Below are 15,492 nucleotides of genomic sequence, written 5' to 3'. Positions count from 1 at the left end.
GGCGAGGGCGTCGAGTTCGACGAACGAGCCCTCGTCGAGCAGGGCGGTGATCCGCTCACGGGCGGTCAGCTTGCCTTTGGCGTGGACCTTGTCCACCGCTGCCTCACCGGACGGAATCTCCGCAACCGCGAGACGTTTACGAAGATCGGCCAATTTACCCGCAGTGGTATGGATATCGGGGGCTTCGGCCGACCCGTGTGCAGTGGAATCCTGGACGCTGGTCATGGGGCACTACTTTAACTGCGAGTGTGATCTGCGCCCCGACCGAGGGTGGTTCGCGGCAGGCCCTGGGCCTGTCGCCGAGCCCATATGCTGGTGCGTATGTGGACAAACCTCGATCGCCCACCACTGGACGTTCGCGCGCTTCGCCGGGCACTGGTGGACGGCCCGCAGGCCTCCTGGTCTCGGGTGGACGTGGTAGCGGAAACCGGTTCGACCAACGCGGACCTGATCGCGGGCGCAGCGAATTACGCGGACCGGACGGCACTGATCGCCGAACATCAGGACAGCGGACGCGGCAGGCACGCGCGACCGTTCTCCGGTGTGCCGCGGTCGCAGATTCTGGTGTCGATGCTGCTGAAGTTCCCCGGAATCGATCCGGCCGTGCTCGGGTGGGTATCGCTCATGACCGGAATCGCACTGGTCGACGCGTTGCGCACCGTCGGTGAAGTCGATGCTCGATTGAAATGGCCCAACGACGTCCTCATCGGTGGCAAGAAGGTCTCGGGCATCCTGGCCGAGGTCGCCGCGCACGGGCCCTCGCCCACCGTCGTCATCGGGCTCGGAGTGAACGTGTCGATGACGAGCGACGAGCTGCCGGTGCCCACGGCGACGTCACTGGCGCTGGAAGGGGCTGCGGTTCTCGACCGCGACACGTTGGTTCGGGCGATCCTGCGGGGAATGGCCGCCGAGGTGGACTCGTGGCGGGACTCGAACTGGAACACCGACGCCCTCGTCCACCGGTACCGGGAGAGGTGCGGCACCATCGGGCAGCGTGTACGAGTCGATCTGCCCGGCGGCGACGAGAAGGTGGGAACGGCAATCGACGTCGACGAGCACGGCCGGATCGTGATCGAGGTCGAGCAGCAAGGGTCCGACGCGCCGTCGGTGCTGGCTGTGGCCGCCGGTGATGTCACTCATCTCCGACCCCTCTCGTGAGACCATATCGACTCGACGGAAGTCGAAGCGAGTAGTCAGGAGTGCACGTGGGTTACCCACAGGACGCGTTGGCCGACGAGGAAGAGCTCCTGCTCCATCATCACCCCCACTGGAAGATGCTCGTCCTGCCGTCGGTGACATTCGTTCTGGTCACCGGCCTGGCAGGGGTCGGTCTCGGAGTCGCGAGTGCGCGGCTCGAATCGACCGCCGCGAACGTCGCCATGATCGCCACCGCGGTGCTGTGGGTGGCGATCGTCGTGTGGCGGTGCCTGGTGCCGCTGATCAGCTGGAAGTGCACGCATTTCATCGTCACCGACCGGCGAGTGTTGATCAGACAGGGCGTGCTCACCCACTCCGGCATCGACATTCCGATGAGCCGAATCAGCAACGTGCAGTTTCGCCACGGACTCCTCGACCGGATGTTGCGAACCGGGACGCTCATCATCGCCTCGGCATCGGACGATCCGCTCGAGTTCGACGACATTCCGCACGTACAACGCGTGCATTCCCTGCTCTACCAGCAGGTATTCGACTCGATGGAGTATCGCCGGGAATCCGTGCACGGCCTGCAGGGAGCGTTCGAGCCGATTCCCGAGGATTCGGCTGTCGAGTCCAAACCAGGTTGGCGAGCCGGGAAACGCAGGTAACACAGGCTGTTCTCACCTTCGAACCGTATGGTGACCGATGTGACCGACGTGCTGCTTGCCGAAGACGACGAAGCCATCGCTGCGCCCCTGTCCCGAGCTCTCGGACGCGAGGGCTACACGGTGACCGTCGAACAGACCGGCCCCGCAACCCTCCAGCGCGCGCTGGATGGAAAGTTCGACCTGTTGATACTCGACCTCGGCCTGCCGGGGATGGACGGCCTCGAAGTGTGTCGGCAGGTGCGTGCCAACCGATCCGAGGTCGCCGTACTCATGCTCACCGCACGAACCGACGAGGTCGACTTCGTGGTCGGTCTCGACGCCGGGGCCGACGACTACGTCGGCAAGCCCTTCCGGCTCGCCGAGCTCATGGCCCGCGTACGTGCGTTGCTCCGCCGCCGTGGTGCCGGGGAGGATTCCCCGATCGAGGTCGGTGCCATTCGTCTCGAACCCGCTGCTCGACGCGTCCTGGTCGGCGGCACCGAGATATCTCTGGCCAACAAGGAGTACGAGCTGCTCAAGGTCTTGCTCGACCATGCGGGCCAAGTCGTCTCTCGCGAGGTGATCCTGCGTGAGGTCTGGGGCGACGCGGAGCTGCGCGGATCGAAGACCCTCGACATGCACATGTCCTGGCTGCGTCGCAAGATCGGCGACGAAGGACCGGTGGCCGAGCGTCGTATCGCGACGGTGCGCGGCGTCGGCTTCCGTATCAACAGCGACTAGCGGTCGATGCGGCGCCGGATTCTGGTCTCGATTCTCGCTGTCGTCGTCATGACGGCGTTGCTGCTCGGTCTGCCCCTGATGTACACCGCGTGGTTGTGGGTGGAGGATTTCACCCGCAACGACTTGCAGGCCCGCCTGGATCGAATGGCGGCCGAGATCATCTCGCAGGAAGGGTCGGCGGGGCTGATCGAGGGCCAGCTCGATATCGGCTCGCTCCGGTTGGCGATCCCACAGGGTGGCCGGCTCGTGGTCATCTACCCGACCCCCGAGGATGCCGCATCGCGCGCGGACATAGGGCAGTCGTCCGTGCCTCGACCGCTCGTCGAATCGCTGTCGATGGGTACCTCGGGTTCGCTTCGCCTCGAAGTCCCGTCCGACGACATGCGTTCCCTTCAGCGCCAGGCGCTCGGAGCGGTGACTCTCGTCGTTCTCGCATCGGCGATGGCAGGCACCGTCGTGGCCGTAGCGACGGCCAAGCGGCTGGCCGACCCGTTGCAGGATGTGGCGCGGCGCGCCGCCCGCCTGGCCGAGGGCGACTTTCGGCCGGACCCACGACGGCACGGCATCGCAGAACTCGATCGGGTCTCGGAAGTTCTCGATTCTGCGACCGTCGAGATCGCCGGGCGGCTGCAACGTGAACACACGTTGGTCGCCGACGTCTCGCATCAGCTTCGCAGCCGCCTGACCGCCGTCCGTCTACGCCTGGACGAGATCTCCACGCACCCGGATCCGGCAGTGGTCGACGAGGCGAACGAGGCGATGGATCAGGTGGACCGACTGACCCTTGCCATCGACGAGCTCGTTCGATCCTCTCGAAGTGACGGCGCTGCCGACGCGCACGAGGTCTCGGTCGTCGAGGAACTGATCGGCACCGTCGTCGAGTGGCAGCGAAACTTCGAGGACGTGGGGCGGACCCTGGTGCTCAAGGGTGATGCGGACCTGAAGGCCTCGGTGACCGGCTCGCGGTTGCGCGAAGCGGTCTCGGTTCTGGTGGACAATTCCCTGGTGCACGGAGAAGGAGCGTGCACAGTGGCGGTTCGGGCCGTCTCGGCGGTCGAGAGCACCGAGGGACGCCGTGAACGACTGGTCTGTGTCGAGGTCTCGGACGAGGGACCGGGGGTGAGCAACGAACTCGCTCCGCACATCTTCGACCGTGGATTCTCGGGAGCCGGTTCCACCGGTGTCGGGCTCGCGTTGGCCCGGGCGCTGATCGAGGCGGACGGCGGCAGGCTGGAACTGCAGCGCCGCCGTCCGGCGCTCTTCTCGGTATTCCTGCCTGCGTGGCGTGAACCGTCGGCTGCCGTGCCTCGGCGCGAGCCGCGCTGATCGTCTCAGGGAAGGTCGAGTGCGTCCGCTGCGTCGGTCGGGTCCTCGTTGCGTTCGGCGTCCACTTCCAAGATGGTGCGCGCGTTGTCCTCGGGGAAGGCGAAGCGGCGCAGTGCCCAGAACCGGAATGCCATCTGCAGCAGGTTGCCGATGATGTAGTTGAGGACGAAGTCGATGATGACCACCGTGGTCAGCGACTCACTGGCGTCGCGAATGTCGAAGACGTTGTTCGCGATCCACAGGGGACCGGCTGCGATGAGCACGCCGATGCCGCTGATCGCGAAGAAGAGCAGCGCCTCGTGGTGCCGCTCGCGTCCGCCGCGATGCTTGAATGCCCACTCGCGGTTGAGGAAGTAGCTGAGCAGGGTGGCGAGAACACCCGAGATGATCTTGGCGATCACCGGCTTCTGCTCGAGCACCGTCAGGCTCAGCGAGTAGAAGATGACGAGGTCGAACACCATCGTCGTGCCACCCACGATGGCGAACTTGATCAGCTCACTGTGCCGGATCGCGAGGTCCCGAATGGGCGTGGGTAAGCGTTGGAGCACGCTTGCGATCGTCGGCACAACGGTGAAGTCTACGAAACCCACCCCGGGTTCGCCGAACCGAGGCTCCTATCATCAGGGTTTCCACAGGTCCTCGCCCAGCATGCGCTCTCACGGGCGAGACGCCGGTTCGGACCGAATGCGCGCGACATGACACCATGGTGAGCCGTGACAGGTACCGAACCGCGCCCCACCGCTGCGCGCCCGTCGTCGACCGGAATGCCCGTGGTGACGATGATCGGCGGCGGGCAACTCGCCCGAATGACTCACCAGTCCGCCATCGAACTCGGACAGACTCTTCGCGTCCTCGCCGCGGGTGCCGACGAGCCGGCAGCTCAGGTCAGCCCCGACGTCGTCTTCGGGCACCACGACGACCTCGATGCGCTCCGCACGGCCGCGACCGGTTCCAACGCTCTCACCTTCGACCACGAGCAGGTGCCGACCGAGCACCTCGAGACTCTCGTGGCGGAAGGCGTCAACGTGCAACCGCCACCGAGTGCGTTGATCTTCGCCCAGGACAAACTTCGTATGCGCCGCAAGCTCGCCGAACTCGGCGCGCCCGGTCCCGCCTACGCCGAGGTCTCGTGGGCACAGGACGCGATTGCGTTCGGAGACGAGCACGGGTGGCCGGTGGTACTCAAGGCCGTTCGCGGCGGCTACGACGGGCGCGGCGTCTGGATGCCCGCCGACGCCGAGGAAGCCGAGGCGATCGTCACTGCCCAACTCGACCTGGGTGTACCGCTCATGGTCGAGGAGAAGGTCGCCATGCGCCGCGAGCTGTCGGCGATGGTCGCCCGGTCGCCGTTCGGCCAGGGTGCCGCGTGGCCCGTCGTGGAGACCGTGCAACGCAACGGCCAGTGCGCCGTCGTGCTGGCACCTGCTCCCGACCTCGACGAGGACGTGGCCACGTTCGCAGGCAGGCTCGCGCTCGACATCGCCGGTGCGCTCGGCGTCGTCGGAGACCTCGCTGTCGAACTGTTCGAGACCACCTCGGGCAAGCTCCTGGTCAACGAACTCGCCATGCGCCCCCACAACTCCGGGCACTGGACCATGGACGGGTGTCGCACCTCGCAGTTCGAGCAGCACCTCCGCGCGGTACTCGACTACCCGCTCGGCGACACCGATCCACTCGCTCCGGTGACGGTGATGGCCAACATTCTGGGCGCGCCCGAGGCCCCCGAGATGACGATGGACGAGCGGCTGCATCACCTGTTCGCCCGCATGCCCGATGCGAAGGTGCACCTATACGGCAAGGGCGAGCGCAAGGATCGCAAGATCGGCCACGTGAACATCCTGGGCGCGCAATCGGGTTCGCTGGCCGACCCCGCCTACGTGGCCGCGGTGCGCGAGCGAGCCGAACGCGCAGCGCACTGGATGTCGCACGCCGAATGGACCGACGGATGGGACCCGCACGATGACTGACAACACTCCTGCCCCCGATGGTCGTTCCGCAGGCTCCACTCCTGCCGTGGGCCTGATCATGGGCAGCGACTCCGACTGGCCCACCATGGAAGCAGCAGCAGAAGCACTGGCCGAATTCGGGATTCGCTTCGAGGTGGGCGTCGTGTCGGCGCACCGCACCCCGCAGCGCATGCTCGACTACGCGCGCGAGGCCGCAGGCCGCGGGATCCGGGTGATCATCGCCGGTGCCGGGGGAGCGGCCCACTTGCCCGGCATGGTCGCGTCGGCGACGCCGCTGCCGGTCATCGGCGTTCCGGTGCCCCTGAAGTACCTCGACGGTATGGACTCGCTGCTCTCGATCGTCCAGATGCCCGCCGGTGTTCCCGTGGCCACCGTCTCCATCGGTGGTGCACGCAACGCAGGGCTGCTCGCGGTCCGGATTCTCGGTGCATCCGATCCGGCTCTGCAAGAACGGATGGCTGCGTTCCAGGCCTCGCTCGAGGCCATGGTGCTGGAGAAGGACAAAGCACTGCGCACCACTCTGCTCGGGTGAGCGCAGCCGTGTCACGCAGCGAGCAGATCGAGCGCGCAGGTCGCGGTAGTCGGCAGTCCATGCTCGTGACACGGCTGGCGTTGCTCTATGCCCGGCTCTGGCGCGGTACGGCGCGCTTCGACGACGAATTCTCCCTGTTCGTGTGCACCGGGCTGCGCGGCGGGTTCGGCCGCGGCGGAACGACATTCGGCGGTGCCTATCTGACGAAGGGCAACACCGCCCGTCGGGTTCTGCGGCACGAGGCCGTACACGCAGACCAATGGGCGAACTTCGGGCTCACCTTCCCGTTCCGCTACCTCGCCGAGGAAGCGCGGCATCGGGGCTCGGCGAACAAGTACGAGATCGAGGCCGGACTCGCCGACGGTGGCTACCGTCAGCCCGGCTGAGCAGCGGTGGCGGTGACCTTTTCGGTCTCGGCCCGCCGCTGGGACTTCGTCTCGTCCGGATTGGCCACCTGAACCAGTGACGCGCCGACGACGAGAACCGAGAGCAGACCGTCGATCAGCTCGTCGGCCGTGTTCCAGGACGCGCTGGAGGCGATCCGGTCCGAGGCCGTCCATGACCGTGCGTCGGCTCGCTCACGAGCGGCAGCGAGCACCTCGTCCACCGAACGCCCGTCCAGTGCCGCGCCTGCGCTCGAGGAACCCGCGACCCTGAACTGATCGCCGTGCACCCGCACCGACGTCGCGTAATCGGTCATGCCGATCGGCAGATCGGGAACCGCCTTGCCGAACGCGTCGAGCGAGAACGCCAACACCTCGTCCGCCTCGGGAGACTCGTCGAGCCGATCGCCCGACACCATCGCCACGTCCGCGGAGTCGTCGGCCCCGATGATCACCTCGCCGCCTGCCCACCAGACTCCCAGCAGCGCCGCAGCCGTCTGCCAGTGCGCGGGCAACAGCACACTCACCCTGCCACCCACCTCGAAGGCGAACTCGTCGCGCAACAAGTTGGCGGTCTTGGCGGCCCAGTTCGCGAGGGTCACCGCCGACACCTCGACCCGCTCACCGGACGCATCGTCGTAGAACGTCACGCGCGGACCGGCCGGATCGGCGGCGAGAATCGGGTCGAGCAGGGTCTGAGTCAGATTCGAAGCCACCCCAGCACCCTAGATGACGCTCGACGCCACCGATTCACACGCTCGGCGAGCGGCACCGATCAGTTGACGCACATCGGACCGGTGGAACCGGCGTCGATCGGAGCCGCCGGTGCCTCGGGAACCGCCGTACCCGATTCGGGAGCAATGGTTTCCGCAGTCGCGGCCTGCCCCGAGCCCGGCCCCGCGTAGTCGTTCGCGAGGACCACGCGCACGGTGTCCGCAGGCAGCGAGTCGTCGGCGGTGATCTGCAGATCGCCCAGGGCAGCCGACACGGCACGCGCGGCATCGCTGTCCACATCGGCAGCCTGGATACGGCTCGCGGAAATCGACGAGCCTTCGTAGTTTCCGATGGTGCCGTCGACGTATCCCAGTGCAGTCAGCGAGCCGGCGACACCGTTGGCGAGTCCGTCGATCCCGCTGTCGTTCGCGACGTCGACCGTCACCGTCGACGGATCGACAACCGGTGCGTCCGAATCCTCGGCGTTGGCCTCCGCCGAATTGCCGTCGCCGAGCAGTCCTTCGACGTACTTCTTCACCGCGGCCGGATCGACCTGCACGATCGATTCGCCGTAGTCGGTCGTCGCATTGATGTCGACTGCCGGGATCGTCTCGAACTTGACCTTGCCGCCTGCGAGATCCTGCAGGCGGGTGGCGAACTGCAGAATGTCCCAGTCGGAATCGAGCGTCACCGATCGCTGAACTGCGGTGCTGAGTTGGCCCAGTTTCGCGGGGTTGCTCAGTGTCTTGGCGCTGAGCACACTTCGCACCAGCGAGGCCATGAACACCTGCTGGCGCACGATGCGGTCCAGGTCTCCGCGGGGAAGATCGTGCCGCTGTCGGACGAAACTGAGAGCCTGCGAACCGGAAAGATTCTGCTCGCCCGCCGGGAAGTTCGCACCCGACAGTGGTTCCTGCACAGGGTTGTTCAGACACACCTCGACGCCGCCGACGGCATCGGTCAGCAGCACGAAGCCGAGCAGACCCACCTCGGCATAGTGATCGACGGTGATGCCGGTGAGGTTGGCGACGGAGTCGATGAGGGCCTCGCGCCCGGCTTCGGTGGCCTGTGATTCGGCATCGGCGTCGGTGACACCCTGCTCCACCAATTCGAGCCGCTTGTTCTCCTTCGTCGCGCCGTACGCAGCATTGATCTTCGACATCCCGATACCGGGAACCTCGACGTACGAGTCTCGCGGGATGGAGATCGCAGTGGCCGACGAACCGTCGTTCGGGACGCGGATCAGCACGATCGTGTCGGTGTTGGACGCCACCTCCTCGCCTGCGTTCAGAGACGCGAGTTCGGCGGGGGACAACGCGTTGCCGTGGGCGTCGGTACGACTGTCCGTGCCGACCATGAGAATGTCGACGGCACCGTCGGCGGCTCCGCCGAGACCGAGACCGCCCGCGGTGGCGATGTTCGAGCGCAGGCTGTCGACACTGCGCCAAGCGAAACCGGTCACCAGCAGAACCAGGATCGAGAGCACCGCGACCGCGACGTGCGTCGCGGGCCAGCGGGTACCGCCGACGCGAGGCGACCTGCCGTCGGATTCGGGTTGCTCGACGCCACCGCGAGCGCTGCGTCGTTCCGGCCGGCGCGATCTGTCCGCACGTTCGCTGCGAGTTCTCCGTCTGCCTTCTCCGCGGAGTTCGTCGTCGCCGTATCGGTGAGCAGCGTCCCCGCGATCGGTGGGGCGGCCCGCGGTGCGCGCTCGGGGGCCGTCGGGTCGCCGGGGAGCGCTCCGCCTCGGCGGGGGAGTGCGCTCACCTCCGGGCGTGCCTGGATCTCGTGGCACCGTGACGACCCTCTCTCGTTTCCGGCCGGTCTGAGACACCCGCCTACTTCGTTGTTCCCCCCGCCGTTCGAAGGTTACTTGGCACCGGTCGCTGCCTCGCCGAAGCGAACGCGGCGTGCCACACTTGGCAACCGTGAATGCGATCGTGGTGACCGGTGCACACGGCCAGTTGGGCCGCCGAGTGATGTCTCTGGCCGCCGAACGAGGTGACGGTGTCGAGGTGTGCGGATATTCCTCCGCCGACCTGGACATCACCGACCCCGACGCCGTGGCTGCGGCGGTGACAGCGGGGGCAACGGTGATCAACTGTGCCGCGTACACCGCGGTCGATGCCGCCGAGACCGACGAGGCACGGGCATCGGCGGTCAACGCGGACGGCCCTCGAAATCTCGCGCGCGCCTGCGGGCGTGTCGGGGCTCGGTTGATCCACGTCTCCACCGATTATGTGTTCGACGGCACAGCAACAGAACCGTACGAGGTCGATGCGAAGACCGCACCGCAGTCGGCGTACGGACGCACCAAGCTCGCAGGCGAGCTCGCGGTGCACGAGGAACTGCCCGAGGCCGTGATCGTGCGGACCGCCTGGGTGTACGACAACACCGGCAAGAATTTCGTGACCACGATGCGTCGACTCGAAGGTGAGCGCGAGACGATCTCGGTGGTCGACGACCAGGTCGGGTCGCCCACGTTCGCTTTCGATCTGGCGTCGGGCCTGCTCGAGCTCGAAGCCGATCCTGCTGTGCGCGGTCGAACGCTGCACTACACCAATGCGGGGCAGGCCAGTTGGTTCGACCTCGCACGCGCGGTGTTCGCGGGCATCGGTGCCGATCCCGAGCGAGTGCAGCCGTGCTCGAGCGCCGAGTACGTCGTTCCGGCACCTCGGCCCGCGTACTCGGTGCTGTCACCGACTGCATGGGTCGATGCCGGTCTGACCCCGGCGCGGCCGTGGTCGGACGCGTTGGCGGCCGCCTTGACGCAGTCGACATGAGGGTCGGACGCGAGATCGGGCTAGTCTTGCCCGCGTGAGTTCCGAGCTGGCCGTGGTGACGGTGACCTATTCACCCGGCGAATACCTTGACCAGTTCCTGACGTCTCTGCGTGAGGCGACGACGCGTCCCCTTCGGGTGATCATGGCGGACAACGGCTCGGTCGACGGCACGCCCGAGGCAGCCGAGGCCGCGTTCGAGGAGGCGGAACTGCTGCGAACCGGAGCGAACATCGGTTACGGCGCAGCGGTCAACCGCGCGGTGGCCGAGATCGACCCCGACGTCGAGTTCGTCGTCGTGGCGAACCCCGACGTGCGGTGGCATCCCGGATCCCTCGACGGCCTGCTCGACGCTGCGGCGCGTTGGCCACGGGCGGGTGCCCTCGGACCGCTCATTCGTGAGCCCGACGGCTCGCGTTACCCGTCGGCACGGTCGGTGCCCGATCTCACGTCCGGTGCAGGCCATGCGGTGTTGGGCAAACTGTGGCCGACGAACCCGTGGACTCGGCGGTATCGCCAGGAGAACGAGACGGTCAGCGAGCGTCCGGTGGGGTGGCTGTCGGGATCGTGCTTGTTGCTGCGGCGTTCGGCGTTCGACTCGATCGGTGGATTCGACTCGCGCTACTTCATGTACATGGAGGACGTGGATCTCGGCGACCGGCTCGGAAGAGCGGGCTGGCACAACGTCTACGTTCCCGATGTCGAGGTGACCCACTCGAAAGGTCATGCGGCAGGACGGCATCCGGAAGTGATGTTGCCCGCACATCACACCAGCGCGTACCGCTTCCAGGCCGATCGGCACGACCGGACGTGGCAGGCTCCCTTACGATGGGCCCTGCGCGCAGGTCTCGGTCTTCGCTCGAAGATCGTTGTGGCCGGAGCGCTTCGGGCGCGGGCAGTTGACGGACGAGTATCGGACGAGAGAACAGAGGCTGGACATGTCGGATAGTTCCACATCGGGTGCCGCACGTACCGACGCAGTCATCTTGGTGGGCGGCAAGGGAACTCGGCTCCGGCCGCTGACGCTCTCGGCACCCAAGCCGATGCTCCCCACCGCTGGGTTGCCGTTCCTCACGCACCTGCTGGCGCGCATCAAGGCCGCAGGCATCGAGCACGTGGTTCTCGGTACATCGTTCAAAGCCGAAGTGTTCGAGCAGCATTTCGGGGACGGATCCTCGCTCGGCATCGAGCTCGAGTACGTCTTCGAGACCGAGCCGATGGGCACCGGTGGAGGTATCAGAAACGTACTGCCGCGTCTGCGCGCCGAGAACGTCATGGTCTTCAACGGCGACGTCCTGGGCGGCACCGATCTGACAGCGGTGCTCGATACGCACCGAACCACCGATGCGGACGTCACGTTGCATCTGGTTCGCGTCGGTGACCCGCGCGCGTTCGGTTGCGTACCGACGGACGAATCAGGCCGGGTGACAGCGTTTCTCGAAAAGACTCAGGACCCGCCGACCGATCAGATCAACGCGGGCTGCTACGTCTTCAAGCGCGAGATCATCGAGTCCATTCCGTCCGATCGCCCGGTGTCGGTGGAGCGAGAGGTGTTCCCCGCCTTGCTGGCCGAGGACAAGAAGGTCTACGGGCACGTCGACAGTGCCTACTGGCGCGACATGGGAACACCGGAGGATTTCGTCAAGGGCTCGGCCGATCTGGTTCGCGGCATCGCGCCGTCGCCTGCACTGCACGGTGATCGCGGCGAATCACTGGTTCATCCGGGTGCAGGCGTGGCCCCGGGTGCCTTGCTGATCGGTGGAACCGTCGTCGGACGCGGTGCCGAGATCGGGGCGGGTGCCCGCCTCGACGGGGCCGTCGTGTTCGACGGTGCGATCGTCGAAGCAGGGGCCGTCGTCGAGAGATCCATCCTCGGCTTCGGGGCCCGTATCGGACCTCGCGCACTGGTGCGCGACGCGGTCATCGGAGACGGTGCCGACATCGGTGCTCGCTGCGAGTTGCTCCGCGGCGCGCGCGTGTGGCCCGGGGTCAAGTTGCCCGACGGTGGAGTCCGCTTCTCCACCGACGTCTGAGGCGTGCTCGCCGTCAGCGGCGGCGGTCAGCGAGTGCGACGAGGTGGTCGATCGTCTCTCGCTCGGCGTCGTCGGGCAATGCATCGACCGGCCACCAGCGCAGATCCGTCGATTCCTCGCTGCGGACCGCTCGCGCGCCGTCCGGGGCCCGGACCAGGAATCTGAGGTCGAGGTGCCGCGTCGGTGCGCCGAGCGAGCACGTGATCGGGTGGGTGTGCGCCGAGAGCAGTATCGGATCGATGGTCAGATCGGCGATCCCGGATTCCTCGGTGGCCTCCCGTAGCGCGGCGTCGACCACGGTCTCGTCGGTCGGTTCGCAGTGGCCACCGAGTTGAATCCACCGACCCACCTTGGGATGAAGCGTCAGCAGCACATGGGCTCCCGATGCGTCGAGCACCAGCGAGGACGCGGTGAAGTGTCCGGCCCGGTTGGCGCGCAGGCAGGCGTCGGGATTGCTGTCGAGAAACGCCAGCATGGTGTGCCGGAGCGATTCGTCTCCCGAGTCGGAGGGTGCCCAGCCGTGCAGGGCCGTGCCGACCGAGTTCCACAGTGTCGAACGACGCGGCGTCGCCGCCGACACGCTTCAGACCTCCAGCAGCGAGGAGCCGGGCACCACTGGCTCCCGCACGGTCAGCGGCTCGGCGGAGTGCCCGATCGCGATGGCCCCCATGGCTTTCCAATCCGCTCGCAGGCCGAGTTCGGCGCGCACGGTGTCGGCCGCGAAGATCGTCGAGCCGATCCAACAGCTGCCCAGGTCACGAACCGCGAGAGCGACGAGCAGACCCTGTACGGCCGCGCCGACGGCGACGGTGAACATCGTGTCCTCCGCCGCCCGTCGCCGCTCGTCGGGGTAGGAGTGTGCGCCGTCGGGCACACAGAACGGGATCACGATCTCCGGAGCGTCGAACAGAATGTCGCCGCGGCTCAGTCGTGCTGCTGTTCGCTCCTCGCTCAGGCCGTCTGCGGTCAGGTCGGCTCGCCATTGCTCTCGCATCGCCTCGAGCAGCCGACGGCGCAGCGCGGGTGTCCTGACCCAGACGAAACGGACCGGACGGGTGTGGTGCGGAGCAGGGGCGGTGAGGGCATCGGACACGGCAGCACGAACGGAGTCGGGATCGACAGGTTCGTCGGTGAACGAGCGCACCGACCGTCGGAGCAGGAGGGCTTCGCGTCGACCACGATCGAGTGCCTCGGCCGTGCCGAGCCAGAACAGATCGTCCTCACCACCGCGCAGGAGGGCTGCGGCGGTGGAACCGTCGTCGACCGGAGTCAGTCCGCGCACCACGGCGATCGGAACCCCGCCCAGCTTGCCTTTCACCAGATCGCCTGCGGCAGCGAGCTCGTCGGCGATCGCGACCTCGGTGACGACGAGCTCGTTCCCTTGGCCGTCCTCGGCTCCGGCGTATGCATGTACGACGCCGAGGCCCGCCGCTCCGATGGCGGCGTCGGTCTGGCCGATCCGCCACGCCCGCCCCATGGTGTCGGTGACGACCACGGCGACCGTCACCCCCAGGAGCACCCCGAGGGCAGTGCGGAGTGCTGCGGCACTGGCGTCGGGGTTCTCGGGCAGCAGCGCCAGCTCGCCGCCGTCGACGTTGGAGCCGTCGATTCCCGACGCGGCCTGCACGATGCCGAGTCGATTCTCGGTGATGAGGGTGCGGCCCTTGCGGGCGACGATGCGTACGGCTTCCTGTTCCACCAGGACTCTGCGGACGGCATCTCGCTCGTCTGCATCGCGAGGTGCCTGTACGAGACGGCCCTCGACCTTGGAGAGAATCTTGCTGGTGACGATGAGGATGTCGCCGTCACGCAACCACGGCGCACGGTCCGCGACGGTCGCAGCGAGATCGTCGCCCGGCCGGAACTCGGGGAGCCCGGTCACCGGAAGAATTTCGATGGCCCCGCCGGGCGCGTGATCACTCGGTGCGGTGTGTGTGGTGTGGGAGTCGGTCACAGGTCGAGTCCGGCTGCGCGCAGTGCAGTGCGTGCCATCACTGCAGTGGTCTCGGGGTCGGTCATCAGCAACGGAACCGACTGCACGTCCACTCCGTCGACGACCGCCGTATCGGTGGTGTGCACCAGCCATGCGTCGAGAATGCCGGTACCGCTCCGGCTTCCGTAATGACGGCCCACCGCCTGCGCCGTGGTCTCGACTCCGATGACGGACAGGCACTCGTCGGCCATGCCGCGCAACGGCTTACCGTCGACGACGGGGGACAGGCCGACGACTTTGGCATCCGTCGTGCGAAGCGCACCGCGGATACCCGGCACTGCGAGGATCGCACCGACACTGACCACCGGGTTGGACGGCGCGAGGACGACGGCATCGGCCTCGGTGATCGCCTCGACGACTCCCGGTGCCGGAGTTGCCTGTTCGGCTCCGATGTTGGCGAAGCTGTGGGTCGGGATCTGTGCGCGATACCGAACCCACCACTCCTGGAAGTGAATTGCGCGCTGCTGTTCGCCGCTCGGGTCGTCGGGATCGGTGACGACGACATGGGTCTCGGAGCGATCGTCGGTGACGGGTAGCAGCCGGACTCCCGGTTGCCAACGGTTGCACAGAGCTTCGGTGACGGCGGACAGTGGAAAGCCGGTGCGCAACATACGACTGCGGATCAGGTGCGTGGCGATGTCGCGGTCGCCGAGTCCGAACCAGTCGGGATCGGCACCGTAGGCCGCCAACTCGTCCCGAGCGTTCCAGGTCTCCGCGATCCGACCCCAGCCTCGATCGGTGTCGATTCCGCCGCCGAGGGTGTACATGCAGGTGTCGAGATCCGGGCAGATGCGCAGTCCGTGCATCCACACGTCGTCGCCGACGTTGACCACGGCGGTGATCTCGTGCTCGGGCTCGTCGCCGAACAACGTTTTCAGGCCCTGCAGAAACCGAGCGCCACCGACGCCGCCGACCAGAACAGTAACTTTCACAACACGCGAGCCTAATGGGGTTGCGCTGGTGCGGGGTGAGCGCCCACCCCGTGCCGCAACGTCCGTGTGGCCGGTTTGCGCGTGCCAGAACCGATGCGACACGCACGGGACGGGCTTCGATTCGGGGAGAGCGCCGATTTCGGGCATGTGATGGTATTGGATTTGCGCGATCGGCTTGACCGCGACACACCTGGACGTGTCTAATCACAGGTATGTCATTCAGTGTTCGCAGCACGAGTTCGATTGCGGCGAACCTGGTTTCGAACACTCGTTCCCTTCCTGTTCGTCCCTGACTGGACGTCGAGTA

The 15,492-nt window shown here is 66.9% G+C and carries 17 protein-coding genes; 10 read left to right on the top strand and 7 right to left on the bottom strand.

Annotated elements, in window-relative coordinates:
• Positions 1 to 225: carboxyl transferase domain-containing protein (locus tag CH296_RS25545; protein ID WP_303396054.1), on the bottom strand; the 225-nt coding region annotated here is incomplete at its 3' end.
• Positions 226 to 321: 96 nt separating this feature from the next.
• Here CH296_RS25545 and CH296_RS25540 point away from each other — a divergent pair.
• Genes CH296_RS25540 through CH296_RS25525 form a run of 4 tightly spaced genes read left to right on the top strand, consistent with a single transcriptional unit; the run spans position 322 to position 3,851 of the window.
• The gene (locus tag CH296_RS25540; RefSeq protein ID WP_045200001.1) at positions 322 to 1,158 is read left to right on the top strand and encodes a biotin--[acetyl-CoA-carboxylase] ligase; all 837 of its coding nucleotides are present in this window, start codon (positions 322 to 324) and stop codon (positions 1,156 to 1,158) included.
• Positions 1,159 to 1,205: 47 nt separating this feature from the next.
• Positions 1,206 to 1,805, top strand: a complete 600-nt coding sequence (locus CH296_RS25535; protein ID WP_045199999.1) for a PH domain-containing protein — start codon at positions 1,206 to 1,208, stop codon at positions 1,803 to 1,805.
• A gap of 39 nt (positions 1,806 to 1,844) precedes the next feature.
• A complete protein-coding gene (locus CH296_RS25530; RefSeq protein WP_037190266.1) occupies positions 1,845 to 2,525 on the top strand; it encodes a response regulator transcription factor in 681 nt (226 codons plus the stop codon).
• Between the two features lie 6 nt (positions 2,526 to 2,531).
• The gene (locus CH296_RS25525) at positions 2,532 to 3,851 is read left to right on the top strand and encodes a HAMP domain-containing sensor histidine kinase (RefSeq protein WP_032397649.1); all 1,320 of its coding nucleotides are present in this window, start codon (positions 2,532 to 2,534) and stop codon (positions 3,849 to 3,851) included.
• 5 nt (positions 3,852 to 3,856) lie between these two features.
• Here the strand turns inward: CH296_RS25525 and CH296_RS25520 are convergent, their stop codons facing one another.
• Positions 3,857 to 4,417: a GtrA family protein gene (locus tag CH296_RS25520; protein ID WP_179277813.1), complete on the bottom strand. Its 561-nt coding sequence runs from the start codon at positions 4,415 to 4,417 to the stop codon at positions 3,857 to 3,859.
• Positions 4,418 to 4,615: 198 nt separating this feature from the next.
• Here CH296_RS25520 and CH296_RS25515 point away from each other — a divergent pair, with 198 nt between their 5' ends.
• From CH296_RS25515 to CH296_RS25505, 3 genes are read left to right on the top strand one after another with little or no spacing between them, the layout of a single operon-like run.
• Entirely contained in the window at positions 4,616 to 5,818 is a 1,203-nt protein-coding gene (locus CH296_RS25515) for a 5-(carboxyamino)imidazole ribonucleotide synthase (protein WP_373557309.1), read from the top strand.
• Entirely contained in the window at positions 5,811 to 6,350 is a 540-nt protein-coding gene (gene purE, locus CH296_RS25510) for a 5-(carboxyamino)imidazole ribonucleotide mutase (protein ID WP_094656951.1), read from the top strand. The genes CH296_RS25515 and purE overlap by 8 nt, the downstream gene beginning before the upstream one ends.
• Positions 6,347 to 6,736: a hypothetical protein gene (locus CH296_RS25505; protein ID WP_373557302.1), complete on the top strand. Its 390-nt coding sequence runs from the start codon at positions 6,347 to 6,349 to the stop codon at positions 6,734 to 6,736. The genes purE and CH296_RS25505 overlap by 4 nt, the downstream gene beginning before the upstream one ends.
• Here the strand turns inward: CH296_RS25505 and CH296_RS25500 are convergent.
• The gene (locus CH296_RS25500) at positions 6,724 to 7,449 is read right to left on the bottom strand and encodes a TIGR03089 family protein (RefSeq protein WP_094685921.1); all 726 of its coding nucleotides are present in this window, start codon (positions 7,447 to 7,449) and stop codon (positions 6,724 to 6,726) included. The two genes, CH296_RS25505 and CH296_RS25500, sit on opposite strands and share 13 nt — an antisense overlap.
• Positions 7,450 to 7,508: 59 nt before the next feature.
• Entirely contained in the window at positions 7,509 to 8,933 is a 1,425-nt protein-coding gene (locus tag CH296_RS25495; RefSeq protein WP_094657222.1) for an LCP family protein, read from the bottom strand.
• 442 nt (positions 8,934 to 9,375) lie between these two features.
• Here CH296_RS25495 and rfbD point away from each other — a divergent pair, with 442 nt between their 5' ends.
• The 3 genes from rfbD to CH296_RS25480 are packed head-to-tail and all read left to right on the top strand — an operon-like array spanning position 9,376 to position 12,260.
• Positions 9,376 to 10,230 carry a dTDP-4-dehydrorhamnose reductase gene (gene rfbD, locus CH296_RS25490; RefSeq protein WP_094685920.1) on the top strand — a complete coding sequence of 285 codons (855 nt, stop codon included), beginning with the start codon at positions 9,376 to 9,378 and terminating at the stop codon, positions 10,228 to 10,230.
• Positions 10,231 to 10,264: 34 nt separating this feature from the next.
• Positions 10,265 to 11,176 (top strand): glycosyltransferase family 2 protein, encoded by a 912-nt coding sequence (locus CH296_RS25485; RefSeq protein ID WP_032397654.1) that lies wholly within the window; start codon positions 10,265 to 10,267, stop codon positions 11,174 to 11,176.
• Entirely contained in the window at positions 11,166 to 12,260 is a 1,095-nt protein-coding gene (locus CH296_RS25480) for a sugar phosphate nucleotidyltransferase (protein WP_032397655.1), read from the top strand. The genes CH296_RS25485 and CH296_RS25480 overlap by 11 nt, the downstream gene beginning before the upstream one ends.
• Before the next feature lie 13 nt (positions 12,261 to 12,273).
• On the opposite strand, the gene CH296_RS25475 is transcribed toward CH296_RS25480, so the two are convergent.
• The 3 genes from CH296_RS25475 to cofD all read right to left on the bottom strand — a co-directional run bounded on the left by CH296_RS25475 (position 12,274) and on the right by cofD (position 15,185).
• Complete coding sequence (locus CH296_RS25475; RefSeq protein WP_094685984.1) at positions 12,274 to 12,735, bottom strand: NUDIX hydrolase; 462 nt, start codon at positions 12,733 to 12,735, stop codon at positions 12,274 to 12,276.
• 108 nt (positions 12,736 to 12,843) lie between these two features.
• A complete protein-coding gene (locus CH296_RS25470) occupies positions 12,844 to 14,214 on the bottom strand; it encodes a coenzyme F420-0:L-glutamate ligase (protein WP_094685919.1) in 1,371 nt (456 codons plus the stop codon).
• On the bottom strand, positions 14,211 to 15,185 hold the full coding sequence (gene cofD, locus CH296_RS25465) for a 2-phospho-L-lactate transferase (protein WP_032397657.1): 975 nt from the start codon (positions 15,183 to 15,185) through the stop codon (positions 14,211 to 14,213). Before cofD ends, CH296_RS25470 begins: the two co-directional genes overlap by 4 nt.
• Between the last annotated feature and the right edge of the window lie 307 nt (positions 15,186 to 15,492).

This window comes from Rhodococcus sp. 14-2496-1d, assembly GCF_002259365.1.
Taxonomy (GTDB): domain Bacteria; phylum Actinomycetota; class Actinomycetes; order Mycobacteriales; family Mycobacteriaceae; genus Rhodococcoides.
The sequence above is the reverse complement of the archived record's forward strand: the minus strand, read 5'-3'. Positions and strand labels throughout refer to the sequence as shown.

Coding starts and splice junctions, on each gene's coding strand:
- CH296_RS25540 (WP_045200001.1), top strand. CDS start 322: ATGTGGACAAACCTCGATCGCCCACCACTGGACGTTCGCGCGCTTCGC.
- CH296_RS25525 (WP_032397649.1), top strand. CDS start 2,532: ATGCGGCGCCGGATTCTGGTCTCGATTCTCGCTGTCGTCGTCATGACG.
- CH296_RS25515 (WP_373557309.1), top strand. CDS start 4,616: ATGCCCGTGGTGACGATGATCGGCGGCGGGCAACTCGCCCGAATGACT.
- purE (WP_094656951.1), top strand. CDS start 5,811: ATGACTGACAACACTCCTGCCCCCGATGGTCGTTCCGCAGGCTCCACT.
- CH296_RS25480 (WP_032397655.1), top strand. CDS start 11,166: ATGTCGGATAGTTCCACATCGGGTGCCGCACGTACCGACGCAGTCATC.
- CH296_RS25475 (WP_094685984.1), bottom strand. CDS start 12,735: ATGCTGGCGTTTCTCGACAGCAATCCCGACGCCTGCCTGCGCGCCAAC.